The following is a 26,899-nucleotide window of genomic DNA, read 5'->3' as shown; positions in this document are numbered from 1 at the left end:
GTTTCTTTTTATTCGTTTGTGCCTTTTTCCACGTCATATTCTGTAATCCAATCACTGAAGCTACCTACATATAATTGGATGTTGTCATAGCCTTCATCTGCTAACACAGCATAAAGAGGAGAGGCGGTTACGCCGCTGCCACAGTAAACAACAACCTGCTCATCAGGTGAAACTTTTTGACGTAATGCATCATTTGCCTTTAGTTGACCATTTGACTTCAACTGCTCCCAGTCAAAGTTTTTCGCAGTTGGGATATGACCTGCTACTTTATCCAATGGCTCTACTTCTCCTCGGTACCTTGCAGCAGCACGCGCATCGAGTAAAGTGGCTTTCACCTCTCCATCCACAATGGCTTTTACGGCTTGGCGTGGTGCATAAAGCTCATCTTTCCAATCAAACTCAATGATGGTTGGGGGATATTTAATAATATCCTTGGTAAAAGGAATTTTCGCCTCTAGTGCTGGGGCACCTCCGTTGACAATCACTACATTTGGGAAACCAGCATAGGTTAGCATCCACCAGGCGCGTGGGGCAAATGGAGCTGCTCCTTGGTCATAAACTACAATCTGATCTTCATAGCGTAATCCTAGTTCTTGAAAAACGGATGCCAATTTTTCTTTGCTTGGCATCGGATGACGACCGTCTTTACTGTCCATATCCGATAACTGCTGTTCTAAATCAATATAGATAGCACCAGTAGCATGACCTTCCTCGAATGCCTTTTTGCCAGCCTCTTTGTCCTGAAGATCGTAACGAGCATCGATAAAACGGACACCATCAAGTTGAATTTCATCCACTGATTTGAATACTTTTCCCATTGGAATCACCTCATGCGTATTGTAATTGTGCGTAAATCGCTTTCCAAGAAGCTAAACGACTCTCTTCTTGTAAGGCTAATCTTTCTGTGTCAATTTGTTCAAGCGCTTGATGATAAATATAGTAACGTAATTTTTCGGCTTCCTCTGCAATAAACGTAATCGCCCATGTCATGAGGGAAACTTTCTGTGCATCTAAATAATCTTGTGCATCGGGTTTTGTTACGGCTTCTAGTGCCTCACTTAGCTTCACTTTTTCGTTCTTTTCAAAGAAAGCTTTTTGATTGCGGAAATGAGATTTTACGCTAGCATATTTGGAAATATCCGCAAACGGTCCTTCAAAATCCAATAAATTTGGCTCAGAAGATTCAAAGGCTAGGAATGAGAAGCTTCGATTTAACTCTTTCAATTCGCGTACTTCATCTTTAAAACGTTGTTGCATCTTTTTGCTAATGAACTGCGATAAACGGAAGTTTGTTACACGCATTTCTTGAGTAAAATCAAAACGCAAGCTTTGCATCACTTCTTTTAATGCATGCTCCAATGCTTGTTGTGCTGGCATTGCAGCAAAGGTAGAAGGATTGTAGCCTTCCTTAAAGAACTCAGGGTAACGATAATAAACACGTTGAAGAACATAATAAAGTAGCTCATCAAGCTCCTGTTTTGTTTCACTCTCTAACATGCTCGTATTCAGTACACTGTACTTCGATTGAATATGTTGTTCAAGTGTTGTTAATTCCTCTAGTCGCTCATCTTTACGTTTTAAGTTTTCCTCTGTTTGGGCAATTAAATCCGCCAAACGTTGCTCCGTTTTATCAACTTCCTCTGCAAGAGCTTGAACGGCTAATGCACTCAACTCATCATTTAAGAATGTATGGAAGTCTTTTTCAAATGGTGGCATACCTGATGTTAAATCGGCACCTTCTACCTTTTCTTCCAACGCTAAAAGACTAGATACCCCATATAGTCTCGGGAAGCGAATGCCAAAGCGTTGTAACTCTGAGCGTACATAGCCTTTTACATCTTCCTGTTCTTCATCCGTTGTTGCCAAATCAATTGCATTGACAATAAAGAACATTTTATCTAGCTCAAATGCATCCTTCACACGACCAAGTTGTATTAAAAACTCTCGGTCAGCTTTGGCAAAGGCATGATTATAGTACGTAATAAATAAGATGGCATCAGCATTACGAATATATTCAAATGCTACGCCTGTATGGCGGGCATTAATAGAGTCAGCTCCTGGCGTGTCAACAAGTGTCACGCCCATACGTGTTAATGGGCTATCATAATAGAAGTCGATATTGTCAACAAAGCAAGATTTATTTTCTTGTGCTACAAATTTTTCAAACTCTTCACGGTCTACGCGAAGGATAGAACCAAACTCAGACTTAAAGGTTGGATAGCCTTCTTTATAGGCACGAATAAATGATTTATGAACATTTAAACGTTCGTCCGTTAACTGAACTGCAAGCCCTTCATCAGCACGATTATAGGCTTCCTCCAATGTCGATACAGACAAACCAATCGCCGCATAGGAGCCTTGAATATCCTCTAGCATTTGTTCAGCAGTTTTAAGCTGTACATCCGCTGTTTCATGTGGATGTTCAGGTGTAACTGGACGAATTTTATTGATGGCCGCAGTTGTTGGGTTTGGTGATACAGGTAACACCTTGGCTCCCATTAAAGCGTTCGAGAAGGAAGATTTCCCAGCACTGAATGCGCCAAACAATGCAATGGTAAAATCTTTTTTCTGTAGTCGTTCTACTTTATTTTCAAGGTATTGGGCTACTTCGGCAAAGCCTTGCACCTCTTTGACTGCATTAGCAGTATGAAGTGCACGGTTAATCACACCATCGATTGGTAGAGTCGTTGCACTAGTAGCTTGCTGAGCTTCCTCTTGTTGGATGATTTGCTCTTTTGGCTGCAACATAGACTCGTCAAATAAACGAATTTCTGCTAAATCTTGTTTAAATGATTGTTCCCAATTAGTAAGCTGTTGATTGGCAACTGTACGAATTTCATTGCTCGCTTGATGCATAGTACTTGCACTATATTGCTGATAGCCTTCAATTTCAAGGACCGCATTAATGGCATCTACTTTGTCCTGCATACCCGCCATTTTTAATTTTGATGGTGCGGCAGTTTCTGTTGCAACAGCTTCAAGAGTTGTCGCTTGCGCATTTTTCCAGCTATCTGTCTCCTGAATGAAGTAGCGCTTTGTTGCTTCTGCGATACGGTTAGCGAAGTTTAACACAGCATCACCTGTTAAAATAGCGCCTGTTTGAACTTGCTGCTCAATCAATGAAAAAGGTAAGTCAAATACATAGGCATCAATGGCTGCGGCACGTTCCTCATTTAATGCACCAACGTCCTTCAATGCCTTTTTCATAAGACCTTTTAAATGCCCCGTGATTTGTGCATGGACCACATTTTGATAGGCACTATACGCTTCTTCTTTGCGTCGGTTTCGCTCTTCCTCTGTTTTTTTCTTTGCAGTAAAGAGCCCCCCAACTTTAAAACCTTCCTGCATGCTTTCTAAATAAAGGCGTAAGCGATCGCGTAAATCAGCTGGCATAATTGCAGCATTAGCGAGCAGCTCCTTACGTTGCTCCTCAAACGTTTCGTTCCAAGCTTCTACTGAGAATAATTCAACCTGACGATTTAATTTATTGTATTGCTCTAAAATATCCTGATGGTGTGCCCAGTCATCCGCACTTAAAATTTCTTCATCAATTGCCAAACGATCCTGTCTTTCTTCCATTAAATAATTGTCATGCTCGCTTTGCAATAAACGCAATGTATTCGTAGCTGTTTGTACAAGCTGCTCCTGCCAATCATTCATACTGTCCATCACAATTTTCTTAACTGCCTCAAAATCATTATGTGGATGCTCAGGCTCTCTTAATGAAGTAAAGAAAACACCTTTCGGTACAACACCCCATGCTGCAAAGGATTGATGAACAGTTGCTTTAAATTCTTCGAAGCTCAATTCATTATCTTTATGCTTATCAATCATGTTGACAATTAAATAAACATTTGGATTATATTTCATTAATTGCTTTGTGAATTGGAAATTTAATTCCGACTGCACATGGTTGTAGTCCATTGTATAAAATACGATATCGGCAATATGTAATGCTGATTCCGTTGACATGCGGTGCGCATCATCTGTGGAGTCTACCCCTGGCGTATCCATTACAGTGACACCTAGTGGTAGTGTAGAGGCACTGTGTCCAATCTCAATTTGTGACACTAAATCCCCATTTTTACTTAGCTCTTTTACTGTTTTAAAATCATAGCCAGCCTCAAATTTTACAGGCTTTTCATTGTGCATATAAACAATCGCATAGTCTTCCTCTGATTTATGAACTTTTACGATGTTTGCACTTGTTGGAATAGGACTAGATGCCAGCAGATTTTCACCAGACAGCGCATTAATCATACTGGACTTCCCTGCAGAGAAATGGCCTGCAAAGCCAATCACATACTCTTTTTGCTGAATTTTTCGAGCAAAAAGTGATGTTTTATCCATGCGCTCTGTATCACCATTATGCTGATAAATTATGTATTGCAAAGAGGCTTGCTTTAATAGCCCCTCCAATTGTTGTTCAAAATCTTTCATGAAACCAGTAACCCCTTTTTCATTAATTATTCATAATTAGTATTCTACCTTATTCAACTAGCAAAGTATAACACTAATTTAAAGCATATATGCCAACGTTTCCATCCTTAGAAAAACATGTTTATACAAAAAATCTATGCCAAATGATAGATGGTCAACTAGTTCTTTTTATTTTTTCTTCATATTTTATAGTAAGCATATTCGGGGCAAAGTTATTTTTTTATGAAGGGAGTGTGATGCCATATGATAAATCCTAAGTCTCATCAAATCATTGAAAAATATTGTTCATGTAACTGTGAGGAGCGATTTATCTGGCCCCGTATAAAAGCAACAAACGGAATACCCATTAATCCTCCTGAAATAGTCCCTGAAGGTATGATTATCCCAACAATCCACCGATATTTTTATATCGTTACAGCTGATCTTGATCTATCTAATGGGGCAACTCTTCCAGCCGATCTCTTTTGGAATGATGAAGCAAATTCCGTTACTGAGTTTACAATTTTTTCACCCAATGGTTACGTTAACCTTTATATTAATGCAGTGATGCAGGAAGGCGGCATTTATACGGTAACCCCAGCCTCCCTGACACTCGTACCCTATAATGCCACATTGTATAGAGGAACACCCATCATTATTGAATCGCTAGGCTTTACAACAAAATAAAGGAAATGAAAGGAGGTGAATCGGGTGGCACTTTCCATTATTAATATTCACGTCAATGTAACAGGTACTTCTACAAGATTTTTTAACGTCTTAGCTGCACCCCTTGCCATTGCAGATGGCACAACAGTCGCTGCAACAACGTTTTTAAATGATAGCGGTACAGCAGCAACAGCATTCCCGGAAGTCGCAAATGGTTACTATAACTTATATATCAATGGTGTTCTACAGGAGGGTGGTGCCTATACAGTTTCTACAACTGAAATAACGTTCAATACTGTCACAGGTACTCTTTCTGCTGGTACGCCAATTGTGCTAGAAGCTGTGGAGCTAGTGACAACAATCTAAATAAAATGGATGCCTTGTTTAGGGCATCCATTTTTACATTTTATTGTAATCGCTTTTTGAGACCTGCAATTTTTTTCGCATAGTCTAGTGCATGTGGGCCATCTCCATGTATACATAAGGTTTGGACTGCAACTTTAATTTTTTTGGACTGGACCGACAACACTTCATTAGCAGTCAAAATACCTTTTACATGCACTAGCATTTCTTCTTCCGATTGTATTAAGGCATTTGGTTCCTGTCTGTTCACTAAAGTGCCGTCATTGTTATAGCGTCGATCCGAAAAAACCTCCTCATATACTTGAAGCCCTTTGTCTCTAGCAATCTCTACGATGAGGCTACCAGATAAGGCATATAAAATAAGCTGTGGATTAAGATCATACACTGCATTGACTACAGCCAACGCTTTTTCATGGTCATTCGCGCATTGATTATAAAGTGCGCCATGTGGTTTAACATGATGAAGCGTACCATTTTCAATCTCCACAAATGCTTGTAAGGCACCAATTTGATAAACCATCATATCGTAAATTTCACCTGAGCTACATTCCATGTTACGGCGACCAAACCCCTCTCGATCTGGATAGCCTGGATGCGCACCAATGTGAACGTTTTTACGAATGGCGCTACGTACGATTTGATGCATGATTGAATGATGTCCCGCATGATAGCCGCATGCAATGTTGATGGACGTTACATAGTCTAATAGTTCTTCATCCTTACCCGTTATAAAAGCATCATGGCTTTCACCTAGATCACAATTGATATCAATTGACATCATGTTTCCTCCAGTACAAAGTGAATTGTGTTAAACATACGCATTTGCGCTACTTTATGTAAATCTTCTTCATGAACTGTTGCAATAATAGGATAGCCTCCTACTGTTTGAGCATCAGCCATTAGGATAATGGGATCACCACTTTGAGGCACTTGGATTGTTCCGAACTGTGTAGCTTCTGACAGAATATCCTTCATTTCCTGAAGTTGTAAGGCAGGTCCTTTGATGTAGTAGCCCATACGATTGCCGCCAATAAATTGAAAAGGATTTTGTAAAAATTGTTGCTGACTTTTTTCTGTAAATAAATGAAAATGAGGTCCTTTAAACAGTCGAGCAGTTATGGAACTGTCAAAACGCGGACGATAGGGTGCATATAGCCCTCTATTATTTTTTAGAGATGGTGATACTTGCCCATATAAAATACTTCCTTTTGTAATGCATGTTCCCAAATTCCCAAGCGGAAGGTAGGATTGGCTACCAAGCTCATCGTTTGTACGAAAACCTCCTAATGGAGTTAAGTAAACAATAGAGCCTTGATGGACACTCTTGATAGATAATCTATCTCCCCTTGTTAAATGGAATGTTTTCCACATTTCGATTGGTACTTGATTAACCAAGCATGTACCATGTCCTCCTGTTAATACATAAACACAATCAGCCAGCGCCTCAAATTCAAAACCACCTACAAACATTTCAAAAGACGTTTCATCATGATGGTGATGTAAGATTCTTTGAGCTGCATTAAACGATCGGTGATCCATTGGTCCAGATAACGGAATACCAAATGCCCGATAGCCGAACCTTCCTTTATCTTGTAAGCTTCCAAAAACCCCTTGTTTTGTTACAAGCAGAAGTGGCTTCAATTGCTACACTCCTTTGCTTTTCATTTCCCAAAATTGCTGTTGGGTTATTTCATAAAACTGAACTTCATCACCAAGTTCAAATAAAAATGGCTCTTTGCCATGAACATCAAATAAATCAAACGGTGTTTTCCCTATAATATTCCAGCCTCCAGGTGAATCAACAGGATAGATTCCCGTTTGTCCACCCCCAATCCCAACTGAACTCGCTGATACAGATGCCCTTGGTTTCTGTAAGCGTGGCACAAATAATTTAGAATCAAGCTCACCTAAGTATGGAAACCCTGGTAAAAAGCCGATTAAATACACATAATAGCTTTTGGACATATGCAATGTTTTAATGTCCTCAAAAGGTAATCCTGTGAAATTCATTACGCGCTTGCGATCTAAGGCAAATTCCTCATCATAGCAGACGGGTATTTTTAAAAGTCGATTCGTTCCTTCGTCAATGGTTGTGGAGGCTTGCATCTCAAGCCACTGCATCCTTAAACGTTCAACATCTATTTTTTGTTTAATATAAGCTGTCACAGTGTGGTAGCTTGCAACACTTTCGACTAGGTTATGCTGTAGCTGCTGTTTCAGAAATCGATTGAACGCTTGGACCGCGTGAAAGTTTGAGTGGGAAATTACCTCTTTGAATGCAAAACGAATAGTATGTTGACTAATCCACATGGAATGCGGAAAATCAATGATTGGTTGCACGTGCCGTCTCCTCAATACAAAGCTGTACCGCAGCTATCAAATCTCCGATACTCCAGCCTGGAATTTTGCCATGTTGGATTGCCAGCTCAAATGATGCTGGAATATGAATAAAGCCAGCACGAACCCCTTCATGTTGCTGCGCATAAGCAAGCCCCTCATACATAATGTTATTACATAAGTATGTACCCGCTGTATTGGAGATTTCCGCTGGATATCCTTCTGCATGCAAACGATTTACCATACTGCGAATCGGTAAGTTTGTTAGATAAGCATCTGCCCCCTCCTCATGGATGCGCTCATCAACTGGTGTATAGCCATTATTATCAGGCTCTCCGTCTTTCACATTAATAGCAATGCGCTCGGGTGTCACTTTAAAACGTCCTCCAGCTAATCCTAATGAAATAATGATTTGTGGTTTCACTTCTTCTATATGTTGTTTTAATTGCTCCGCTGATTGCTGAAAATCTACAGATAGAATTCGTCCGACGATATCATAGCTATCTATCTTCTTTCCATTTAATGCTTTCACAATTTGCATCGTTGGATTTATTTTATAATCAAGAAATGGCTCAAACCCTGTTACTAATATTTTTGTCATATTTGTCACCTAATTTCTTTAAATAATCTTAAAGGTTTGCTTCATTTTACAATAGATTTCTGAAAAAACAAATATTTCCCTTGAACAAAAACATGTAAAAAAAGAGCCGATTCTTTTCCCTCCTATATACTATGGAGAAACTTTTGTAACTTGGTTGATTGCAGAGGAGACCGTGTCACTCATAGGCGATGAGTGTTACAGATAAGATCCTGGAGGGTAAGTGAAAATGGACACTTGCTAAAGCCCTTTTCTGCACATCTATTTTCTTTCTTAACATCATGAAAAAGAGTATGAAGCACAGCAGCTTCATACTCTTTTGTTTAGCTCTTATTTCAAATGTGCAGTTGCCTGGTTCATGACGTATTTTCCAACTCCAATATAGATCACGACAGCTGCTCCAATCAATACGAATGTCATTGCGAACCGCTCCTTCTTCGTTATTTTTCGTTAAGTTTTCAGACGTTTACATTGAATTTGAAAATCATTCTCATTAATATATTATAAATTTCATGTGAATTCGTCAAGACATACTTTCATCTTACCCTTTTTACATGGTAAGATGTAGAAAAGTCGGAAAAAGGATGCGGTAATGATGAGTAATTCGAAGTACTTTCAAACTATTTTAAACGGGACAATTCACGCTTTAAAAACCATTCTTCCTATGGATATAGAAGTAAAGTCGCCTAGTATTATTTCTGAACCCTTTCAACAACAACAAATGGGCGTATTAATTGGCTTAATCGGAGATTTAAAGGGACGCGTCATCATTGACTCCTCTCCCGAAGTGTTCAGCGGGATCGGTAGTACCATGTTCGGTATGCCGCTTGAAGGAGAAATGCTAGAATCCTTTACAGGGGAATTTGGTAACATGATTGCAGGAAATTTATGTACAGCTGTTGGGCAAGAAAGCTTAGAAATTGATATCACTCCGCCAACGGTGATGGTGGGCAATACAAAATTATATGGCTTTGAAAAGGCCTTTGCACTCCCAGTTTCGGTCCCAAGCGTCGGTGCCCTAACAGTTCTATTAACAATTGAAGAAGAAGCGGAATAGAGCTTAATAGGTTTTAAGTCTGTTCCAAATAAGACATTGTATGCAAGACTTTCAGCATTTATTTGTAAGACTTACCGTTTGCCCAAAAGAAATAAGAAGGACAGTTCTCCTTCCTTAAAATCTATTATTTTTATTAAAAAAAGTTAATTATAATCATTAAACAAGCCATCTCAATGACTTTTGAGATGGCTTGTTTTTTTTCTCTCTTAAATTCTTCACACTTTTTTCACATAATTCCCCTAGAAGTGTGATTTTTTTCACATCAAAATGTAGGAGATTTTTATATGATGACAGTAAGAAACACAACAATAAAAAGCGTAGGAGGAGCAAAAATGGCAAATAAAAAGAAGTCAGATGAAAATTTAAAAGGTTCACTCTATGCAGTTTTTGGAGTAGGTATTATCATCATTTTACTTTGGGTGTACTGCTTCGATTTGTTCATTGGACGGTTTTAATCTACGAAGAAGGGACAGAAACATATGCACATACATAAGTATGAGAAATACTGGCTTGTTTTTGGAGTTACCACTTTAGTGGCATTCCTGATCATTCTCGGTATCGGAGCATTTCATCAAGGCTCTCATCCAAACAATGGTAAAAAAACACTAGATTACGAGAAAGTGAAAGAGACAGCACCTTTTGATAATCCAGGTGTCCATAAGGTTGAAGGTAAGGATTGGGATTACGAAGTGGTAGTAGTTGCTTCTGCATTCAATTATAATCCTCCACAAATTGAGGTTCCACTTGGTGCAAAAGTGAAATTTATCGCAACAAGCGAGGATGTTATGCATGGTTTTGAGGTTGCAGGTACGAATATCAATATGATGCTTGAGCCTGGCTATATTTCGGAATATGTGACAGAAGTCAATAAGGTTGGCGAGTTTTTAATCGTATGTAATGAGTATTGTGGTACAGGACATACGATGATGCACTCTATGCTAAAGGTGGTGGATTCAAATGAGTCACACTAATTCAATGACAAAAGTGGATCGTCGAGATGCAAAGCTAGCAATGGCACATATTTACGTGGCATTTATCGCATTGTTATTAGGTGGTCTTGCAGGTTTATTACAGGTTTTTGTACGTTCTGGTCAATTTACATTACCAGCAGGCATTGGTTATTATCAAGTATTAACAGTTCATGGTGTATTACTCGGTCTTATATTAACTACATTCTTTATTTACGGCTTCCAAATTGCAAGTGTAAGTCGAACATCTGGTACATTCACTGATACTCAGAGAAGACTTGGCTGGATTGGTTTCTGGTTAATGACTATCGGGACAGCTGCTGCCGCAACGATGGTGTTATTGAATAAAGCAACTGTTCTTTATACATTCTATGCACCATTAAAGGCACATTGGATTTTCTATTTAGGTCTTACATTAGTCGTTGTTGGTTCTTGGGTTGGCGGCGCAGGTCAAATATTACGTTATGTCCAGTGGCGCAAAGAAAATAAAGCGAGTGGACAACGTAGCCCGTTACTATCATTTATGGTAGTTGTTAATAATTTAATGTGGTTCGTGGCAACGCTTGGTGTGGCAGCCTCTGTTTTAATTCAATTATTACCATGGTCCTTAGGTTTAATTGAACGTGTCGATGTGGCATTATCACGTACACTTTTCTGGTATTTTGGCCATGCACTCGTATACTTCTGGTTATTACCTGCCTATATGGTTTGGTACGTGATTATTCCAAAAGTAATTGGCGGAAAAATTTTCTCCGATTCTTTAGCAAGACTTTCGTTTATGCTGTTCTTACTCTTCTCTATTCCTGTTGGGATTCACCATCAGTTAACAGAGCCTGGTATTGATGGTACATGGAAGTTCATTCAAGTTGTTTTAACATTTGCTGTAATCGTGCCTTCTCTAATGACAGCCTTCTCGATGTTTGCCATGTTCGAGTTACGTGGACGTGAATTAGGTGGCAAAGGACTATTTGGTTGGTTTAAAAAATTACCTTGGAAGGATGCTCGTTTCTTCGTACCATTTATCGGTATGGTGTCATTTATTCCAGGGGGTGCAGGCGGTATTGTCAATGCCTCTTATCAAATGAATCAATTAATTCATAATACCATTTGGGTTACAGGGCATTTCCATTTAACGATTGCAACAGCTGTTGTTTTAACTTACTTCGGTGCGGCATTCTGGTTAATTCCACATTTAACAGGTCGTACACTTTCGAAGTCTTTAAATAATCTTAGTAATTTCGCTGGTATCTTATGGGGTACTGGTATGACGATTATGTCTTCAGCAATGCATATTGCTGGTCTGTTTGGCGCACCTCGTCGCTCAGATTACTCAGAATATGGTGGCGCTCAGCAGGCTTACGATTGGATTCCTTATCAAATCGCGCAAGCTGTGGGTGGAACAATCCTCTTTATCGCCATCCTAGTGATCATTTATATCGTCGTGAAACTTGCTTGGTTCGCACCTAAAGGTGACGAAGAATTCCCTGTAGGTGACGTACATGAGCTTAGCGGTCCGACACCAGCTATTTTAGAAAACTTTAAAATCTGGCTTGTTATTTTAGTAGCCTTAATTTTATTCGCTTACACAGTACCAATTATCGATATTATTTCGAACTCACCTGCCGGCTCCAAAGGCTATCAATTGTGGTAAGCATCCAAACGCATCTTCCTATAAAAAAGCGATTTCTCAATAACGAGAAATCGCTTTTTTCACTTTATAATTGATATAGCTTTGTATATTTTTCTTGTAAGTAGTCTGCCAGATACTTGGCATTTAAGCCTTCCCCTGTCGCTTCTTTCAGCAATTCAAACGGCTTTTTCAATGCTCCATATTGATGAACTTTATCAGTTAGCCACTCTCGAATTGGCAGTAGCTCTCCCTTTTCTAGTAATTCATCAAAATTAGGAATATCCTTGTCCATCGCATGCTTCCATTGCGCGGCATAGATCATTCCTAATGCATAGGATGGAAAATAGCCAAACATACCACCTGACCAATGCATGTCTTGTAGTATACCTGAATTTACCAATTTATAGATTAATTCTAATAAAATTCAAATAGAAAATTAATGTGATACTAGACTAAAGAACAATTAATAAGAGTTCCTTCAATTAAGAATTTTAAACATCATTCAACTAGATTTTCCCACTCACAACAGATATTCACCCATGTTTTCATTAAGTCTAAACCTAATAATCCTTCAGCAAATTTAATCATCCCTAGTCTCAATTTGCTGATATATTTCTTATAATATCATGAAATTTTTGTATTAAACTACCCTGCGAGTTTAAGTCCATTACTTCACAAACTTAATCGTATTCTAACGTAAATACCCAAATGCTTCTTGATGTAGATTTGATTTGTAATAAAGTTTGATTAAATTAACGATATCAACCTTGATATGAGAACAAAACTAAAGAGCAAATTTTGAAAAAATGATTGTTCAAAGCTTGCTCTTATTGAATGGCATAGATTAAATTTTTTAAAGTTCGATAATTTTTGAAACTCTTGTTGTACAAAGCTCTACGTTAACTCAATTAGTAATTCATTATTTAACCAACGTTTGAAGACTTATTAACACGGGGGCATACACAATTAGTGGAATAAGCAAAATTACTGCACCAATTTTTTTATTCCCCTTTTGTAATAATAAAAGAGTAGTCAAGAAAAATAATGGATAAATAATAAAAGTAATTATTAATACACCATCAACTACTTGATACAATTTTCCTGTAAATGCACTTATGAATGGGATTGAAATCCATTCTAGTACGCAAAATGCAATAACCAATATCCACAACCATTTAAGTGTCACCATAATCACCCCTAAATTTTTAATTGGTCAAAAAAGTAAAAACTATATACGGTTCATCATACATAAGTAAATATTTACTCAACAATCTGGCCAGATTGTTTAACACAATAGTTCAATTTAAAAATGACTCTTTATAATGTTGAACATTATATAAAAAATATTGATGTAACATGAAATGTAGCTTACTTTAAATCTTGACTTGTAATTTTAGTAGCCTTATTTATATTAGCTTACACAATTCCAATCTTCGAAATTATTTCAAATTCACCACGGGCTCAAAGGCTTTAAGCTTTGGTAAGAATATTTTCAAAGCAACAAGCGATTTCTCATTTTAGAGAAATCGCTTGTTTTTCTATAGCCGATAAAGCTTTGTATATTTTTCTTGTAAATAATCTGCTAGGTACTTAGCATTTAAGCCTTCCCCTGTAGCCTCTTGTAATAGCGCGAACGGCTTTTTCAGCGCACCGTATTGATGTACTTTCTCTGTTAGCCACTCTCGAATTGGCAGTAACTCACCTTTTTCTAGTAATTCATCAAAATTAGGAATATCCTTGTCCATCGCATGCTTCCACTGCGCTGCATAGATCATTCCTAATGCATAGGATGGGAAATAGCCAAACATGCCACCTGACCAATGCATGTCTTGTAGTACTCCCTGTGCATCTGTCTCAGGACGAATACCTAAATATTCCTCATATTTATCATTCCATACCTGTGGTAGATCCTTCGCCTGTAAATCCCCATTGAACAGGTCACGTTCAATTTCATAGCGAATCATGATATGTAATGGATATGTTAGTTCATCTGCTTCAATGCGAATCAATGATGGTTCTACCATATTGATGGCACGTAAAAAATCTGCTAACGCCACATCACCAAATTGAGCGGGTGAGAAGTGCTGAAGACGCTCGTAGTTATGCTCCCAGAACTTTTCATTTCTGCCGACAAAGTTTTCATAAAATAATGATTGTGATTCATGAATCCCCATCGATGTACCAGTAGCTAATGGCAGACCTGCAAGTTTTTCATCAATATTTTGCTCATACATCGCATGACCACACTCATGAATCGTGCCAAAAATAGCTGAACGGAAATCACTTTCATCATATTTCGTCGTAATACGCGCATCACCATAGTTTAAGCCAATCATGAATGGGTGGACACTTTCATCCAAGCGACCAGCATCGAAGTCATAGCCGAGCTGAGCAAGCAATTCTAACGATAATTCACGCTGTGCCTCACGCGGGAAATGCTTAAATAAGATGGTAGTATCGGGTTTATTCGATGAATGAGCAATTTTTTGAACAAGCGTCACAATAGACTCTCGTAATTCACCAAATACTTGATCTACGACATCTGTTGTCATATCTGGCTCATATAAATCTAGTAATGTATTGTATGGAGATCCATTTTTAATGCCCCAATATTGAATGAATTTTTTCTGCCATTGTATGATTTCTTCTAGGTATGGTAGGAATAGAGCAAAATTATTCGTCGCCTTCGCTTCTTCCCAAGCCGTTTCTGCCTTCGATTGAAGAATGACGAATTCTTTGTATTCATTCGCAGGGATTTTTTTATTTTGATCGTAATTCTTTCTTACTTCTTCTACTAAACGTAGTGTTACATAGTCAAGATCAGCTTTTTGTGCCTCTAATGCTGCTAAAAGCTCTCCTAGTTCTTCACTAGTCTGCATATCAAATAAGGAGGCTGATAATGTACCAATTACCTCAGAACGTTGTGCTAACCCCTTTTTCGGTGCACCCGTCCGCATATCCCAATAAATCACATTGAGCGCTTCCTCATAATGCTGCATTTTCTTCACATAGTCTATAAATTGTTGAACAGTCATGCATTCATCCTCCTTTTCACGTTATAAGTTTATCATATTTTCGAAAATTTTGTATATTGCGGACTTTCTAGGATAATTATTCAGAATATTCATTTTTTAACTTCTCTATTATTTTGATGTATTGTCTATCCCCTAATCCATAGTGTGGAAATAGGGAAAACAATTGCTTTAACAGGTCATTTTGAGATAGATTGAGGTGTTTTTTTATAAACGTAGTGATCTCATACTCTTCATTTAAATAACTGAAAAATAATTGAATGCCCTGATACATGACAGGTATAAGCGTTGTCTTGGGCAAACGATGGTGCAACAATACCTCTTGATAGACCTCCCCATACGGTCCAAGTTCTATCTCTGTTTCTTCCACATCATAGGTCATTTCCTTGACCATATAATAATAGACTTTGCCTTGGTACCTTTGTTGCTCTAAGAAAGCAAGGACGGTCAATAAATTCATCTGACAAAACATATCATCTCCAAACCATAAAACAATACATTCATAGTCATTTGTTAACAATGGCTTCAACGGCTTCAATGTCACCTGCTCATATTGCTGTAAAGACACCTCATGCCCTATAGCACGCAGTTTATTAAATTCTTCACTGAAAATCGGACTAATCGTTGGATTCGCACACATCGCTTCATTGAAAGGAACGTAATCACTGTTGCCCATTAATTGTTGTTTTGCGAACTCCTCATACATCATTTGACCATTTAATACATTCAATAGCTCTTCATCGTATTGCGCATTCATCTTCTCTTGTAATGCTTCAATTTTTAATTTCTGAGAAATATCCATCGTCAACCATCCTCCATCCTCCTGTAATCTCAACTTTACAAAGGTTTGTAAAGGTTGAGGAGACTTTCTGTAATCATTCGGACTTATACCAAAGTACCTTTTAAAAGCTCTAGAAAAGGATTCCTGTGATGAAAAGCCGTAGTGAAAGGCGATGTCGATTATTTTCTTTTGTGGATCTTTTAATGCAATAGTAGAAAGATAAATTTTACGTAGTGATCTATATTTTTTAATCGTCATCCCGGTCGTCTGATGGAATTTAAAAGAACAGTAATAAGGAGAATAGCCCATATCCTTTCCTAATTGCTCTAATGAAAATCCTTCTGATAGGTGACGCTCAATCCAATCTATCATCTCCTGTACAATGTTGTTCATCCACATCCCTCCTAATTAAATTATAGTAGAAGCGATAATGATTTTTATGATATAAGTTGTGAATGAAAAAAACTGCAGCAAACTTTAAAGTCTGCTACAGCTTCTGCTCTCATAAATAGAGGAGAGCTTTCTATATAATTGGGGATTTATACTAGCCTTCAAGTCATGTTCGGTTTCCAATCAAACATTTTTTGAGCTATCATGAAGTTTTATTGGAAAGAAAGTTGGGGATCCTTTCGATCCATTGAAAAATAGAGTCTGTTTACTCTATTCAATGTTTTGGCAAATAGCAATTACCTGTTTCACAGCCTCTGCAGAGTGCTGAAGGGCTGCTTGTTCTTCATTTGTTAGGTGCAATTCGATGACAGATTCGATGCCATTGCCACCTAAAATAGTTGGTACCCCTAAAAAGAGATCGTGGTACCCATATTCTCCTTCTAATAGGGCAATAGAGGGGATAATTTTCCGTTGATCTTTGATAATAATTTCAACCATTTGGGCACACGCTGCGGCTGGTGCATAGTAGGCACTACCATTACCTAGTAAGCCAACAATTTCACCACCGCCTTTACGCGTACGCTCCACGATTTGCTGTAGTCGTTCCTGAGGAATTAGTTTCTCTAATGGAATACCGCCTGCATAGGAATAACGGATTAATGGTACCATTTCATCGCCATGTCCTCCTAGGACGAAGCCTGATACATCCTCTGGTGCAATGTGAAGCTCCTGCGCCACAAACGTGTTGAAGCGAGCTGTATCTAACACACCAGATTGACCAATGATACGATTTTTGGCAAAGCCTGTTTCCTTATGACATACATACGTCATGGCATCAACAGGATTACTCAACACAACAACAATACTATTTGGAGCATAGTGTTTAATTTGTCTTGAAACCTGTTGAATGATTTTAGCATTTGTTGTGACTAAGTCATCCCGACTCATCCCTGGTTTACGTGGAATACCTGCTGTAATGACAACAATATCCGCGCCAGCGATATCTTCATATTGACTCGTGCCTTTAATGGACACATTGAATTTTTCGATGGGGCCTGTTTGTAGTAAATCCAAAGCTTTCCCTTTTGTTGGGTTCTCGGCTTCTGGAATATCAACAAGCACTACATCACCTAATTCTTTCTGTGCTAAAAATAAACTCAGTGTGGAGCCAGTGTGACCTGCTCCAATAACAGCGATTTTATTTTTACGAAATGCCATTATGCCTCACCTCGATTATCTGTCGACGATGTTGTTTCTGTTGTTTTTTTAGCACGCGTTGCTGCTGGTGCAGAAACAGCCTTTTTCTTTGGTGCTTCTGGTCCTTTAATCATTTTAAAGACATCTTCATCAGGTCTCGGAATGACGTGAGCGCCTAATAATTCACCAACACGCATAGCGGCTGCTTTTCCAGCCTCTACTGCGGCTTGTACAGAACCTACGTCACCCTTCACGACAATCGTCACGATACCACCATCTACAAATTCTTGTTTGACGATTGTGACATCTGACGCTTTAATCATCGCATCAGCAGCTTCATAAGAACCAACTAATCCTTTTGTTTCAATCATTCCAATTGCGCTACTCATTGTCCTCACCTCTCATTACTTCCGTAGAATCAATAATACCAATGACAACTGCATCAATCGGTAACGGATTATCTTTCATAATATAGCGAGATGACCCACCACTTGTAATCAGGACATCATCACCAATACCCGCTCCTATACGATCAGCTGCAACCATTTCTGTGCGAATCGGCTGTTGATTGGAATCAATAGGTTGAATGATTAGTAGCTTTAAACCATTCAGCCCCTCCTCCTTGCGTGTTGCCCATACACTGCCTATCACTCTTCCCATTTGCATGAACTTCACCCTCTTTATGCGACACACATTGTCTTACTACTCTGAACGAATCGTTAATGTTTTATTTAACTCTCGCAGCTTATCATAAGCCAATGCTGTCACAATGGTTTTCTTTGGAACGACAATTTCTTGTGCATCGATATCGAGCACTTCTATTTGTGAAAGTAGCTTTTTGTCATAATGATAGACGGACGGTTGCTCTACTTTCTGTACGACTGGCGACTGCTCTTTCACAGTGATCATAGGTTCACTTACTTGATGATGCACGATTTCTGCAAGCGTTCCTTGTTGAATTAACCCTGCATTTGCTTCATCTGTATCAATATGCATTTCTAAGCGATAACGCTCTGAAACACGGATAACCACATTCGATAAAATAATTGGGCGAATACCTTCTACCTTAATTTGGACAGATTGCCCATCTACGACTTGGAATCTCGCACTATCCGCTGGGGACATATGAATATGTGCCTGTGCAATAATGAGTCCTTCATTTAACACAACACTTCCCTTTGGACCAATTAATGTAACAGGACTGGAACCTTGTATATCACCAGAAATTCTTAATGGTGGCTTCAGACCTAATTTCATAGCATCTGTCCAGCTTACTTCCACTTGGGATAAGGAACGAGCGGGACCAAGAATACGCACTCGCTCAATTGACCCTTTTGGACCTGCAATTACTACAGTTTCTTCCGCAGCAAATTGCCCTGGCTGTGAAAGCTCAAATTTTGGTGTGAGCTGATAATTTTCACCAAAGAGCTGTTCCACTTCTGCTTGTGCAAGATGGACATGGCGGGCAGATACACCAATCGGGATTTTACCGTCATGTGGAGGGGAAGATTGATTTTTTAAGACCTGCTGCAGAACTTCTTCCACAATTTTTTGCACTAAATTTTCTTGCATCTTGCCTCCTCCTTACGATGATACTTTTATTAATTTACCCTGTGCCTGCTGTTCAATAAAACCAGCATTTGCTTCATCCGTATCAATGTGCATTTCCAGACTAAAATCATTGGAAACACGTACAACGACACCTCGGAAAGTGACAGGTCTATCACTTACAACTTCCACTGAAACTAATTCATTATTTCGTACTTCCAATTCTTTGGCATCTTCCTCAGTCATATGAATATGCGCCTGTGCAATGATGACTCCCTGCTGGATCTCTATTTCTTTGTCTTGAGAAAGTATTTTAATGCCCGCAGAATTGTCAATATCACCTGATTGACGTAAAGGTGGTGTCACTCCTAGCTTCATGGCATCAGTGCGGCTTACCTCTACTTGGGTTGCTGGTCTTACAGGTCCAAGGACACGGACATTATGAATAACACCTTTGGGTCCCTCAATAGAGACGCGCTCTTTTGCAGCAAATTGCCCTGGCTGTGATAAGTCGAAATCTTTCGTTAGGGTTGCATTGGGACCAAAAAGTGCTTGTAAATCCGCTTCACTTAGATGGATATGACGCGCCGAAATGGCCACTGGAAAAGTTTTTGTTGCTGTTGTCATGTTAGCCACCTCTTTATTTTGTTGATGATCTTATCTGGACAAGGTGAGAGCTGTTCTAAAGATAGATCCAGCTCTCCTCTATAAATGGTAGTTATTTTTCCATCTATAGCGTTTAAACGAAACTGAAATTATGCTTCTGCTTTTGGTAAAATCATTTCTAATTCGTGGTGTGGACGTGGAATTACATGGACAGATAATAGCTCTCCTACACGTTGTGCTGCTGCTGCCCCTGCATCTGTTGCTGCTTTTACTGCACCTACATCACCACGTACAAGAACTGTTACGATCCCGCCACCTACATGTACTTTGCCTACTAAATTAACGCTTGCTGCCTTTACCATTGCATCTGCTGCTTCAATTGCTCCTACTAAACCTTTTGTTTCTACCATTCCTAATGCTGTACTCATTTGTCATTCCTCCAAATAATTTATTTTTTTTGTAATGTGATTTGTTTTAATACTTGATCGACAATTTGTTGAACCATCGTTGTATCAAGAGTAGGTTCTTGTGAAACTACCGACTCAACAACGGACTGTACTTCGAATTCTGGTTTTGGCACTTCCACATCTTTAATGCCATACGCCATACGTTTGATATTTAATAAATGTCTTGCTGTAATGTTGTCTGACGTAATATTGCCGCCAAATGTCCCACAGCCTAATGTAAAGGATGGCGCCAAGCCTGTTGTGCCACCTACTGCACCAATTGAGGATAATGTATTAACCACAATTCGTGATACTGGTAATTCGACAGAAAATTGCTCTGCTAATGCTGCATTTTCAGTGTGAATAGAGCATGTATGTCCGCGTCCTCCAATATTTAGCAGGTCAATCATCACCTGCTTGGCTTCTGTACTGTTTTCAACAACATAAAGCGCAAAGATTGGTGATAGTTTTTCAAGAGAAAACGGAATATTTTTACCAATCATTGTTTCGAAGCCCACAAGAACTTTTGTATCGTCTGGTACCGTGATACCAACAGAATCAGCTAGGCAAGTAGCTGATTTACCAACAATCTGAGGATTTACTTTCCCAGGAACTGGCGAGATCAATTTTTCCATTTTAGCTTTTTCTTCGGCATTTAATAGATAGGCACCATTTTTCTTTAATTCTGTTTGCACTTGCTCGGCAATCACCTTATCCACAATAATAGCTTGCTCTGTTGCACAGATTGTGCCATTATCGAACGATTTACTTTGCACCAATTGGCGTACAGACTTTTGAATATTAGCCGATTTTTCAATGTAAGCTGGTACATTTCCTGGCCCAACCCCATAGGCAGGTTTGCCAGAGCTATAGGCTGCCTTGACCAATGCACCACCACCCGTAGCTAAAATTAAATGGATGTTTGGATGCTTCATTAGCTGCTGTGTTGCTTCCATGGAGGACATTGTTAAACATTGTAGTAATCCTTCTGGCGCACCTGCTTTTTCAGCAGCTACTCGACAAATATCTAAAGCCTCTTTTGTACATTTCACTGCATATGGGTGTGGACTAAGCACTAAACCATTTCTCGTTTTTAAAGAAATAAGTGTCTTAAAGATCGCTGTAGAGGTTGGATTTGTTGTTGGTACGATACCAGCAATGACACCGAAAGGACTTGCAATTTCGGCTACTTTTTTCATCCGATCATAGCCCACAATACCAACTGTTTTTAATTCTTTAATATCTTCATAGACATCTCGTGAAGCTACTTCATTTTTCATCTTTTTATGGTTAGGAATACCCATTCCTGTTTCTTGCACAGCCATTTTTGCTAAACGCTCTGCTTCCTTAAAGGCAGCATCCGCGACAGCCTTTACAATGTTGTCTACTTGTTGCTGAGAAAATTGCATATAGGCAGCCTGTGCTGTATTAGCATGTTTAACGGCATCTCTCATTTCCTGAATCGCTAATAAGTCTTTGTCTAATGTGGCCATAAAGCCGCCTCCCTTCTAGATCACTGGGTTTCTAGCTATATTTTCAATAGCTTCTCTGAATGCATGTGCCGCAGCCTCGCATGAAGATTGACTGCCAGTTAATAAGCCGCCCCCAAAATTGGTTTCAGATGGAGGACCAAAGAAAACCTTTAGCTCAACATCTGCAGCCTTTAATGCTGCATCTAATCCTACAACTGCTTCAAGCGGCGGTGCGATTAAATAAGCAAGTGGGGTGCCAACCTTTACATCTGCAAGCTCAGCAAGATACGTCCCACAGCTTGCCACAGTATGGGCAAACAAGGCATGATTGTCATTATTATTAATGGCTTCAAAATACGTATCAAATTCAATTTTTTGTTGAATGGCATCAAGACCACTACGAATTTCATCAGGTGAGCTTCCAGCAATAATGCCAATCACTTCACCTGACAATGGACCAGACGAATGTGCCGCTCCCGCATAAAAGCTTTTTGCATAGACAACATCGACATCTGCCTTTTTCGTCGCCTCATCGAAGGCTACATAGCCCACATCGTCGATTGTCAGTGTGACAAGTCCAATGCTATGATGATGTGGCTTTAAATCTAACTGCTCTGCTAGTTCACTATTGACTCTTGGAATGGTTTGCATCGCCAAGATTTGAGCCATAATTTTTTGAGGATACATATTTCAGCCTCCTAACCTTCTTTTGCGACAAGCTCTACGCCACTTGCCTGATAATGCAGGATTTTTTCTACGACTGTGCCAAGATAAGCTCCCGCTTCTAATGGTGGGATACCACCCTTATGGATATTTGAAATTACCATGCGTTCAGCTTCCACTGTCCCAATTCTTGGCTTGTAGCATAAATATGCACTCATCGATTCTGCCGATACGAGCCCTGGACGCTCACCAATTAGATAAACAATTACCTCTGCCTGTAGCAGCTCACCAATCTCATCCATTAAGGCAACACGCCCTTTATCGATATAGAACGTAGTACCGATGTCAATTTTTAAATTGCTAAGACTTTGCTGAAGGGCTAAGTAAACATCTTGAACATTCTCCTCAATCGCACTTGCACTCAAGCCATTCGAGATAATAATCTGTACCTTTGGCTGTGGTTTACATTTTTGCTGAATCAATGCCTTTGATTCTTCTGATAAACGACGCCCTAAGTCAGGTCTTGTAATGTATTCCTCTTTATCTGTGACTTTCGTTGTGACCTGAAAGACATCAAGCTTTTGTAAAAGTTCTTCTGTCACTTCGCCATATACAGCATCTACTGCAGCAGCATGATCGAGTCGGAATTTTAACCAGGTTTTCGTTTTCGGTCTTGTTCCCGCTCTCCCTACACCAATACGAGCTGGTGTATGTTTCTTAGCAGCCTGCACACTTTCACTTAACGATCCTGCCTCAAACTGAAAGGGCTTGATCGGCACAGCGTCATTTACTGGTTGGTCGAAAGTAGCAGAAGCAACCGTTGTTACTTGCTGTGGAGCTCCATGCTGATACAGCTGAATTAATGGCTCCTGTGATGTTGCGATAGCTTCTGTTGTTTCTGAAGAACGATTTTCTACTGTATCATAAAATTTAATAAGTGGTTGCTCTGTTGGAGTAGCTGCTATTTCAGGTGTTTGGCTACCTGTACTTTTCTCCATCTTCTCCATGACAAGCTGTGTAATCATAGAAACTAATTGATCATTCACTTGACTCACCTACCTTTCAAAAATGGATAAATCGCCAGCTCTTGCTGACAGTCGACCATTTTCATAAATGCCCATTTTCTCTAACCAGGCTAAATACTCTGGTGCTGGTTTTTTACCAAATGTTTGGAGTAATGTAGCCACATCATGGAAGCTCATCGATTGATAGTTGAGCATCACATCATCGCCCATTGGCGCAGCAATAATAAAGTTAACGCCAGCAGCTGTTAGCAATACACTTAAATCTTCCACATCATTTTGGTCAGCTTTAATATGGTTGGTATAGCAAATATCTACCCCCATAGGAATACCATGCATCTTGCCCATGAAGTGATCCTCGAGACCTGCTCGAATGACTTGTTTATTGTTGTATAAATACTCTGGGCCAATAAAGCCAACTACGGTGTTCACAATATAAGGATTAAAATGTCTTGCAAATCCATAATTGCGCGATTCCAGAGTTACTTGGTCAATGCCCATATGTGCCTCTGCCGATAGCTCTGACCCTTGACCTGTTTCAAAGTAGAATAAATTTGGACCAGTACCTGTTCCTTGCTTTTTAATGAGCTCCTCTGCTTCTCTTATTAAATCAGCAGAAATACCGAACGAACGGTTAGCAATTTCTGTCCCTGCGATACTTTGGAAAATCATATCTGCTGGGGCGCCTTGTTTAATCGCCTTCATCTGTGTTGTAATATGAGCTAATACACAGTTTTGCGTAGGAATCGACCAATCATTGATGAATTCCTTTGTAGCCGTAAGTACTTTTTTGACACTTTCAACTGAATCATCTACAGGATTAATGCCGATAACAGCATCCCCAATACCATAGGACAGTCCTTCTTTTAGAGAAGCGATAATGCCATCAATATTATCTGTCGGATGATTTGGCTGTAGACGAGATGACAGCGTCCCTTTTTGGCCAATCGTAATATTACACGTTGAAAGTATTTCAACTTTATTGGCTGCATGTACAAGATCTAAATTGGACATTAGTTTTGTAACAGCGGCAATAATCTCGGAATTCATCCCTTTACTTAAACGCTTTAATTCACGATCACCCGTGTCATTTGATAGAATGTATTCACGCAGCTGCTCGATGCTCCAGTTTTTGATTTCTCCATATATTTGCTCATTAATATCGCCCTCAATAATGCGTGAAACCTCATCATTTTCTTGTGGCACTAATGGATTTTCGCGGATATCTTTAACTAAAAGCTCACTTAATACAGCCTTTGCTGCGATTCGTTGTTGAACCGTCTCAGCGGCAATACCTGCTAGCTGATCACCTGATTTTTCTTCATTGGCCTTAGCCATAACATCTTTTAATGATTTAAAATTATATTTTTCTCCACCAAATATCACCGATAAGTTCACATTCATCCTCCTTACTTTGAATGGAAGGCAAGGGTCTTCACCACAACAGGAACAACGCCAGATGGCAGAACCTCTCCAATGTCGATGTAATCGCCCGTTTCCACTTTAATTTGATCGATACAAATAATTGGTACTGTCGCATTTATGGCTTGTATGGTCTGTCCAATAATCTTTGCATAATCTGATTGAATGACTATGATAATTGGTATGTCCTTAGAGCATCTTGTTGCCAAATGTAGCAAAATGGCCTGACACAATGCATGTACATCCTGAAAGCTTAAATATGGCAATTCACTAAAATAGAGTGCAAATGGCGAACGATTGTCCTGTATAGAAAATAAATCATTTGCTCTCTCTACTGCTGTCCTTACCGTCGAGTTAAAGTCTGTTGAAGGATCTAGATGACAATTGAAGACAGGTACATTTTTTAGTGGTAACACTTGTGCATCCACCTGAATGGTTGCCCCACTGATTTCAGTGGTTTGCGTACCAGCACCAGTCACTGTTGCACGTGCTGTTTCCTCTGGTCGTAACCATAAAAATGATTGTAGCTGTTCATGCTGTTGTAGCATTTTCGCTAATTTTTCACCAATATCATCATATTGACGCTGTGTACATTCATTTTCATAAATACAAGAGGCCACTCCACCCGTAAAAACAATAGCATCCACAGGTTTATGCCAGTTTGGTAAATGCCCTAGTAATAACGGATGCTTTTCATCTCTGCATTGTCCATAAAGAATCATGGCAAGTGTTTGCACCATTTCTTCAATACAATGTGTCACTCGAATATCTTCGGCCGCATCACCAACCGCTAACGGATTAGCCCATCGTTCCATCAATCGCATGAGTGGCGGAGAAATTGATTGAATCTTGCCATCCTTAAACTCAATCAATCTACCACCAACATGTAAGGTACATGTACCTATGACCTCTCCAAATTGCATAACAGCAATATTCGCTGTCCCTCCACCAATGTCGATATTGGCGATGACTTTGGATGAATTCTTTGATTGCTGTAAAGTACCTGCCCCTTTGGCAGCAATGATGCCCTCTAAATCAGGACCTGCGGTAGCAACTAAAAAATGACCTGCGCCATCTGCAATGGTATGGACAACCTCACTTGCATTTTCCTTCGTAGCTGATTCACCAGTAATAATGATGGCCCCTGTTGCAATATCAGATGGAGCAATTTGTGCCAATTGATACTGTTGAGAAATAAATTCCTCTATCTTTTTCATATCAATGATGTCTTTATTGATGAAAGGTGTTCTGATAATTGGACTTTGATGCAACACCGTTTTCTCAATAATTTCAATCCTTGGCACATGTGTTACCCCAGCCACATTCTTTAACAGAAAACTACTGACAACCATTTTTGTGGTACTTGTCCCAATATCAATGCCTGCACTAAATATTTTTTCAGTTTTCACCCTACACCTCCCTCTCGCTACTGTGAGCAATACATGAGATACGGACTATCGCTTTCCTTAACAAATTGTCGAATTTCTTCATTTGTCTTGAGTTGAATCAATGGTTCAATTAATTCAATGCCAAGTTTTTGCCATGAAGAGGTTTTCACGATAGGGCCCTGCGTCATAACATTTTTTAATAAGGCGGTAGCCCTTTCTACATCTGCATTAGGGGCATCGATCTTGGTAATAACACCTATTTGTATTTTGGGAATCCCTAAGCTAAATTGCGGAGGGAATACACTCCTTGCTGATGTGGCATCCTGCAAGTAAATTACATGGGTTACTTCCAAAGATGTTGCCATAATATTTCTGTAATACATTGGATTTTCTACATATTCACCTGGTGTATCAACAATCCAGTCATCATAAACGAGTGCTTGTGTTTTGTTGGCACTGCTTTCTTTGCCCAACAATGTATTCATCAATGTTGACTTTCCTGCTTGCACACCGCCTATTATCATTACTCGATTTTTCATATGACACATCCTATGATTTTGTTATTTTTGATGGTGTATAACCTAATACCTCGGATAAAAAACGATTGATTTCTAACATCGCCATTTCTACCTCTGACACACTACCAACAATAACGAGACTACCTGTAAAACGATCTAAAAATCCTAATTTGACATTGGCAGCCTTGGTCGCTAAGTCTCCTGCAATAATTACCGTTTCACTTGGCGTACAAGTCATAATGCCAAGGGCACCTGCTTCTTGGATACCTAGCTTTTGAAACATTTCTGGATCAGGATTGGCAATAAGGTGACTCAATGTTAGCTGTTTACCCGGCACAAACTCCTGAATAAATCGTTTTTTCTCTTCACTCACACG

Annotated in this window: 28 protein-coding genes and 1 pseudogene; 6 read left to right on the top strand and 23 right to left on the bottom strand. The window is 39.3% G+C overall.

What is annotated here, in order from left to right; all coding sequences use genetic code 11:
* Positions 1-8 precede the first annotated feature (8 nt).
* The gene (locus HCH28_RS09335) at positions 9-818 is read right to left on the bottom strand and encodes a sulfurtransferase (protein WP_221680714.1); all 810 of its coding nucleotides are present in this window, start codon (positions 816-818) and stop codon (positions 9-11) included.
* Positions 819-828: 10 nt separating this feature from the next.
* A complete protein-coding gene (locus HCH28_RS09330) occupies positions 829-4,440 on the bottom strand; it encodes a dynamin family protein (protein WP_221680713.1) in 3,612 nt (1,203 codons plus the stop codon).
* A gap of 243 nt (positions 4,441-4,683) precedes the next feature.
* Between HCH28_RS09330 and HCH28_RS09325 the strand changes: the two genes are divergently transcribed.
* Together HCH28_RS09325 and HCH28_RS25405 are read left to right on the top strand one after the other, a co-directional pair.
* Positions 4,684-5,106 (top strand): DUF4183 domain-containing protein, encoded by a 423-nt coding sequence (locus tag HCH28_RS09325; RefSeq protein ID WP_221680712.1) that lies wholly within the window; start codon positions 4,684-4,686, stop codon positions 5,104-5,106.
* 24 nt (positions 5,107-5,130) lie between these two features.
* Positions 5,131-5,451, top strand: coding sequence for a DUF4183 domain-containing protein (locus HCH28_RS25405; RefSeq protein ID WP_221680711.1), 321 nt, complete (start codon positions 5,131-5,133; stop codon positions 5,449-5,451).
* Between the two features lie 40 nt (positions 5,452-5,491).
* Here the strand turns inward: HCH28_RS25405 and HCH28_RS09315 are convergent, their stop codons facing one another.
* Genes HCH28_RS09315 through pcp form a run of 4 tightly spaced genes read right to left on the bottom strand, consistent with a single transcriptional unit; the run spans position 5,492 to position 8,386 of the window.
* Entirely contained in the window at positions 5,492-6,226 is a 735-nt protein-coding gene (locus tag HCH28_RS09315; protein WP_370635367.1) for a 5-oxoprolinase subunit PxpA, read from the bottom strand.
* Complete coding sequence (locus tag HCH28_RS09310; protein WP_205442542.1) at positions 6,226-7,089, bottom strand: 5-oxoprolinase subunit C family protein; 864 nt, start codon at positions 7,087-7,089, stop codon at positions 6,226-6,228. Before HCH28_RS09310 ends, HCH28_RS09315 begins: the two co-directional genes overlap by 1 nt.
* A gap of 3 nt (positions 7,090-7,092) precedes the next feature.
* On the bottom strand, positions 7,093-7,788 hold the full coding sequence (gene pxpB / locus HCH28_RS09305; protein ID WP_221680709.1) for a 5-oxoprolinase subunit PxpB: 696 nt from the start codon (positions 7,786-7,788) through the stop codon (positions 7,093-7,095).
* Positions 7,772-8,386 (bottom strand): pyroglutamyl-peptidase I, encoded by a 615-nt coding sequence (pcp, locus tag HCH28_RS09300; protein ID WP_221680708.1) that lies wholly within the window; start codon positions 8,384-8,386, stop codon positions 7,772-7,774. The genes pxpB and pcp overlap by 17 nt, the downstream gene beginning before the upstream one ends.
* 592 nt (positions 8,387-8,978) lie before the next feature.
* Here pcp and HCH28_RS09295 point away from each other — a divergent pair.
* The 4 genes from HCH28_RS09295 to HCH28_RS09280 all read left to right on the top strand — a co-directional run bounded on the left by HCH28_RS09295 (position 8,979) and on the right by HCH28_RS09280 (position 12,059).
* Entirely contained in the window at positions 8,979-9,440 is a 462-nt protein-coding gene (locus HCH28_RS09295) for a chemotaxis protein CheX (protein ID WP_004269332.1), read from the top strand.
* 284 nt (positions 9,441-9,724) lie between these two features.
* A complete protein-coding gene (locus tag HCH28_RS09290; protein ID WP_175400755.1) occupies positions 9,725-9,895 on the top strand; it encodes a hypothetical protein in 171 nt (56 codons plus the stop codon).
* A gap of 24 nt (positions 9,896-9,919) precedes the next feature.
* Positions 9,920-10,411, top strand: coding sequence for a cupredoxin domain-containing protein (locus HCH28_RS09285; protein ID WP_004269330.1), 492 nt, complete (start codon positions 9,920-9,922; stop codon positions 10,409-10,411).
* Positions 10,398-12,059 carry a b(o/a)3-type cytochrome-c oxidase subunit 1 gene (locus HCH28_RS09280; protein ID WP_221680707.1) on the top strand — a complete coding sequence of 554 codons (1,662 nt, stop codon included), beginning with the start codon at positions 10,398-10,400 and terminating at the stop codon, positions 12,057-12,059. The genes HCH28_RS09285 and HCH28_RS09280 overlap by 14 nt, the downstream gene beginning before the upstream one ends.
* Before the next feature lie 64 nt (positions 12,060-12,123).
* Here HCH28_RS09280 and HCH28_RS09275 read toward each other — a convergent pair.
* The 17 genes and pseudogenes from HCH28_RS09275 to eutS all read right to left on the bottom strand — a co-directional run.
* A pseudogene (locus HCH28_RS09275) lies at positions 12,124-12,429 on the bottom strand (carboxypeptidase M32); the annotation flags it as partial.
* 528 nt (positions 12,430-12,957) lie between these two features.
* The gene (locus tag HCH28_RS09270; RefSeq protein WP_054550783.1) at positions 12,958-13,224 is read right to left on the bottom strand and encodes a hypothetical protein; all 267 of its coding nucleotides are present in this window, start codon (positions 13,222-13,224) and stop codon (positions 12,958-12,960) included.
* 352 nt (positions 13,225-13,576) lie between these two features.
* Positions 13,577-15,073 (bottom strand): carboxypeptidase M32, encoded by a 1,497-nt coding sequence (locus HCH28_RS09265; protein WP_221680706.1) that lies wholly within the window; start codon positions 15,071-15,073, stop codon positions 13,577-13,579.
* 76 nt (positions 15,074-15,149) lie between these two features.
* Positions 15,150-16,244 carry a helix-turn-helix domain-containing protein gene (locus HCH28_RS09260; protein WP_221680705.1) on the bottom strand — a complete coding sequence of 365 codons (1,095 nt, stop codon included), beginning with the start codon at positions 16,242-16,244 and terminating at the stop codon, positions 15,150-15,152.
* A gap of 267 nt (positions 16,245-16,511) precedes the next feature.
* Entirely contained in the window at positions 16,512-17,459 is a 948-nt protein-coding gene (gene mdh / locus HCH28_RS09255; RefSeq protein ID WP_004269326.1) for a malate dehydrogenase, read from the bottom strand.
* Positions 17,459-17,827 carry a BMC domain-containing protein gene (locus HCH28_RS09250; protein ID WP_221680704.1) on the bottom strand — a complete coding sequence of 123 codons (369 nt, stop codon included), beginning with the start codon at positions 17,825-17,827 and terminating at the stop codon, positions 17,459-17,461. The genes mdh and HCH28_RS09250 overlap by 1 nt, the downstream gene beginning before the upstream one ends.
* Positions 17,820-18,104: a EutN/CcmL family microcompartment protein gene (locus HCH28_RS09245; RefSeq protein WP_004269324.1), complete on the bottom strand. Its 285-nt coding sequence runs from the start codon at positions 18,102-18,104 to the stop codon at positions 17,820-17,822. The genes HCH28_RS09250 and HCH28_RS09245 overlap by 8 nt, the downstream gene beginning before the upstream one ends.
* Before the next feature lie 36 nt (positions 18,105-18,140).
* A complete protein-coding gene (locus HCH28_RS09240; RefSeq protein ID WP_009370493.1) occupies positions 18,141-19,010 on the bottom strand; it encodes a phosphate propanoyltransferase in 870 nt (289 codons plus the stop codon).
* A 12-nt stretch (positions 19,011-19,022) separates the two neighbouring features.
* The gene (locus tag HCH28_RS09235; protein WP_221680703.1) at positions 19,023-19,613 is read right to left on the bottom strand and encodes a phosphate propanoyltransferase; all 591 of its coding nucleotides are present in this window, start codon (positions 19,611-19,613) and stop codon (positions 19,023-19,025) included.
* Between the two features lie 128 nt (positions 19,614-19,741).
* Positions 19,742-20,020: a BMC domain-containing protein gene (locus tag HCH28_RS09230; RefSeq protein ID WP_004269321.1), complete on the bottom strand. Its 279-nt coding sequence runs from the start codon at positions 20,018-20,020 to the stop codon at positions 19,742-19,744.
* Between the two features lie 20 nt (positions 20,021-20,040).
* Positions 20,041-21,531 (bottom strand): aldehyde dehydrogenase family protein, encoded by a 1,491-nt coding sequence (locus HCH28_RS09225; RefSeq protein WP_202341743.1) that lies wholly within the window; start codon positions 21,529-21,531, stop codon positions 20,041-20,043.
* A gap of 15 nt (positions 21,532-21,546) precedes the next feature.
* A complete protein-coding gene (eutL, locus tag HCH28_RS09220) occupies positions 21,547-22,197 on the bottom strand; it encodes an ethanolamine utilization microcompartment protein EutL (RefSeq protein WP_221680702.1) in 651 nt (216 codons plus the stop codon).
* A gap of 11 nt (positions 22,198-22,208) precedes the next feature.
* Positions 22,209-23,219, bottom strand: coding sequence for an ethanolamine ammonia-lyase subunit EutC (gene eutC, locus HCH28_RS09215; RefSeq protein WP_221680701.1), 1,011 nt, complete (start codon positions 23,217-23,219; stop codon positions 22,209-22,211).
* A gap of 9 nt (positions 23,220-23,228) precedes the next feature.
* Entirely contained in the window at positions 23,229-24,599 is a 1,371-nt protein-coding gene (locus HCH28_RS09210) for an ethanolamine ammonia-lyase subunit EutB (RefSeq protein WP_008176446.1), read from the bottom strand.
* A 5-nt stretch (positions 24,600-24,604) separates the two neighbouring features.
* A complete protein-coding gene (locus HCH28_RS09205; protein WP_221680700.1) occupies positions 24,605-26,026 on the bottom strand; it encodes an ethanolamine ammonia-lyase reactivating factor EutA in 1,422 nt (473 codons plus the stop codon).
* A 17-nt stretch (positions 26,027-26,043) separates the two neighbouring features.
* Positions 26,044-26,544, bottom strand: a complete 501-nt coding sequence (locus tag HCH28_RS09200; protein ID WP_221680699.1) for a EutP/PduV family microcompartment system protein — start codon at positions 26,542-26,544, stop codon at positions 26,044-26,046.
* A 10-nt stretch (positions 26,545-26,554) separates the two neighbouring features.
* On the bottom strand, positions 26,555-26,896 hold the full coding sequence (gene eutS, locus HCH28_RS09195) for an ethanolamine utilization microcompartment protein EutS (RefSeq protein WP_004269314.1): 342 nt from the start codon (positions 26,894-26,896) through the stop codon (positions 26,555-26,557).
* Positions 26,897-26,899 lie beyond the last annotated feature (3 nt).

The organism is Lysinibacillus sp. K60 (genome assembly GCF_019731275.1).
GTDB classification, from domain to species: Bacteria; Bacillota; Bacilli; order Bacillales_A; family Planococcaceae; genus Lysinibacillus; species Lysinibacillus capsici.
The sequence above is the reverse complement of the archived record's forward strand: the minus strand, read 5'-3'. Positions and strand labels throughout refer to the sequence as shown.

Bases quoted from the DNA above. Each gene is read 5' to 3' on its own strand.
- HCH28_RS09240 (WP_009370493.1), bottom strand. From the start codon at position 19,010: ATGCAAGAAAATTTAGTGCAAAAAATTGTGGAAGAAGTTCTGCAGCAG.
- HCH28_RS09260 (WP_221680705.1), bottom strand. From the start codon at position 16,244: ATGAACAACATTGTACAGGAGATGATAGATTGGATTGAGCGTCACCTA.
- HCH28_RS09330 (WP_221680713.1), bottom strand. From the start codon at position 4,440: ATGAAAGATTTTGAACAACAATTGGAGGGGCTATTAAAGCAAGCCTCT.
- HCH28_RS09200 (WP_221680699.1), bottom strand. From the start codon at position 26,544: ATGAAAAATCGAGTAATGATAATAGGCGGTGTGCAAGCAGGAAAGTCA.
- HCH28_RS09265 (WP_221680706.1), bottom strand. From the start codon at position 15,073: ATGACTGTTCAACAATTTATAGACTATGTGAAGAAAATGCAGCATTAT.
- HCH28_RS09315 (WP_370635367.1), bottom strand. From the start codon at position 6,226: ATGTCAATTGATATCAATTGTGATCTAGGTGAAAGCCATGATGCTTTT.
- HCH28_RS09285 (WP_004269330.1), top strand. From the start codon at position 9,920: ATGCACATACATAAGTATGAGAAATACTGGCTTGTTTTTGGAGTTACC.
- HCH28_RS09250 (WP_221680704.1), bottom strand. From the start codon at position 17,827: ATGAGTAGCGCAATTGGAATGATTGAAACAAAAGGATTAGTTGGTTCT.
- mdh (WP_004269326.1), bottom strand. From the start codon at position 17,459: ATGGCATTTCGTAAAAATAAAATCGCTGTTATTGGAGCAGGTCACACT.
- pcp (WP_221680708.1), bottom strand. From the start codon at position 8,386: ATGACAAAAATATTAGTAACAGGGTTTGAGCCATTTCTTGATTATAAA.
- HCH28_RS09225 (WP_202341743.1), bottom strand. From the start codon at position 21,531: ATGGCCACATTAGACAAAGACTTATTAGCGATTCAGGAAATGAGAGAT.
- HCH28_RS09280 (WP_221680707.1), top strand. From the start codon at position 10,398: ATGAGTCACACTAATTCAATGACAAAAGTGGATCGTCGAGATGCAAAG.
- HCH28_RS09290 (WP_175400755.1), top strand. From the start codon at position 9,725: ATGATGACAGTAAGAAACACAACAATAAAAAGCGTAGGAGGAGCAAAA.
- HCH28_RS09235 (WP_221680703.1), bottom strand. From the start codon at position 19,613: ATGACAACAGCAACAAAAACTTTTCCAGTGGCCATTTCGGCGCGTCAT.
- HCH28_RS09335 (WP_221680714.1), bottom strand. From the start codon at position 818: ATGGGAAAAGTATTCAAATCAGTGGATGAAATTCAACTTGATGGTGTC.
- HCH28_RS09295 (WP_004269332.1), top strand. From the start codon at position 8,979: ATGAGTAATTCGAAGTACTTTCAAACTATTTTAAACGGGACAATTCAC.
- eutL (WP_221680702.1), bottom strand. From the start codon at position 22,197: ATGTATCCTCAAAAAATTATGGCTCAAATCTTGGCGATGCAAACCATT.
- HCH28_RS09230 (WP_004269321.1), bottom strand. From the start codon at position 20,020: ATGAGTACAGCATTAGGAATGGTAGAAACAAAAGGTTTAGTAGGAGCA.
- HCH28_RS09325 (WP_221680712.1), top strand. From the start codon at position 4,684: ATGATAAATCCTAAGTCTCATCAAATCATTGAAAAATATTGTTCATGT.
- HCH28_RS09210 (WP_008176446.1), bottom strand. From the start codon at position 24,599: ATGAATGTGAACTTATCGGTGATATTTGGTGGAGAAAAATATAATTTT.
- HCH28_RS09245 (WP_004269324.1), bottom strand. From the start codon at position 18,104: ATGCAAATGGGAAGAGTGATAGGCAGTGTATGGGCAACACGCAAGGAG.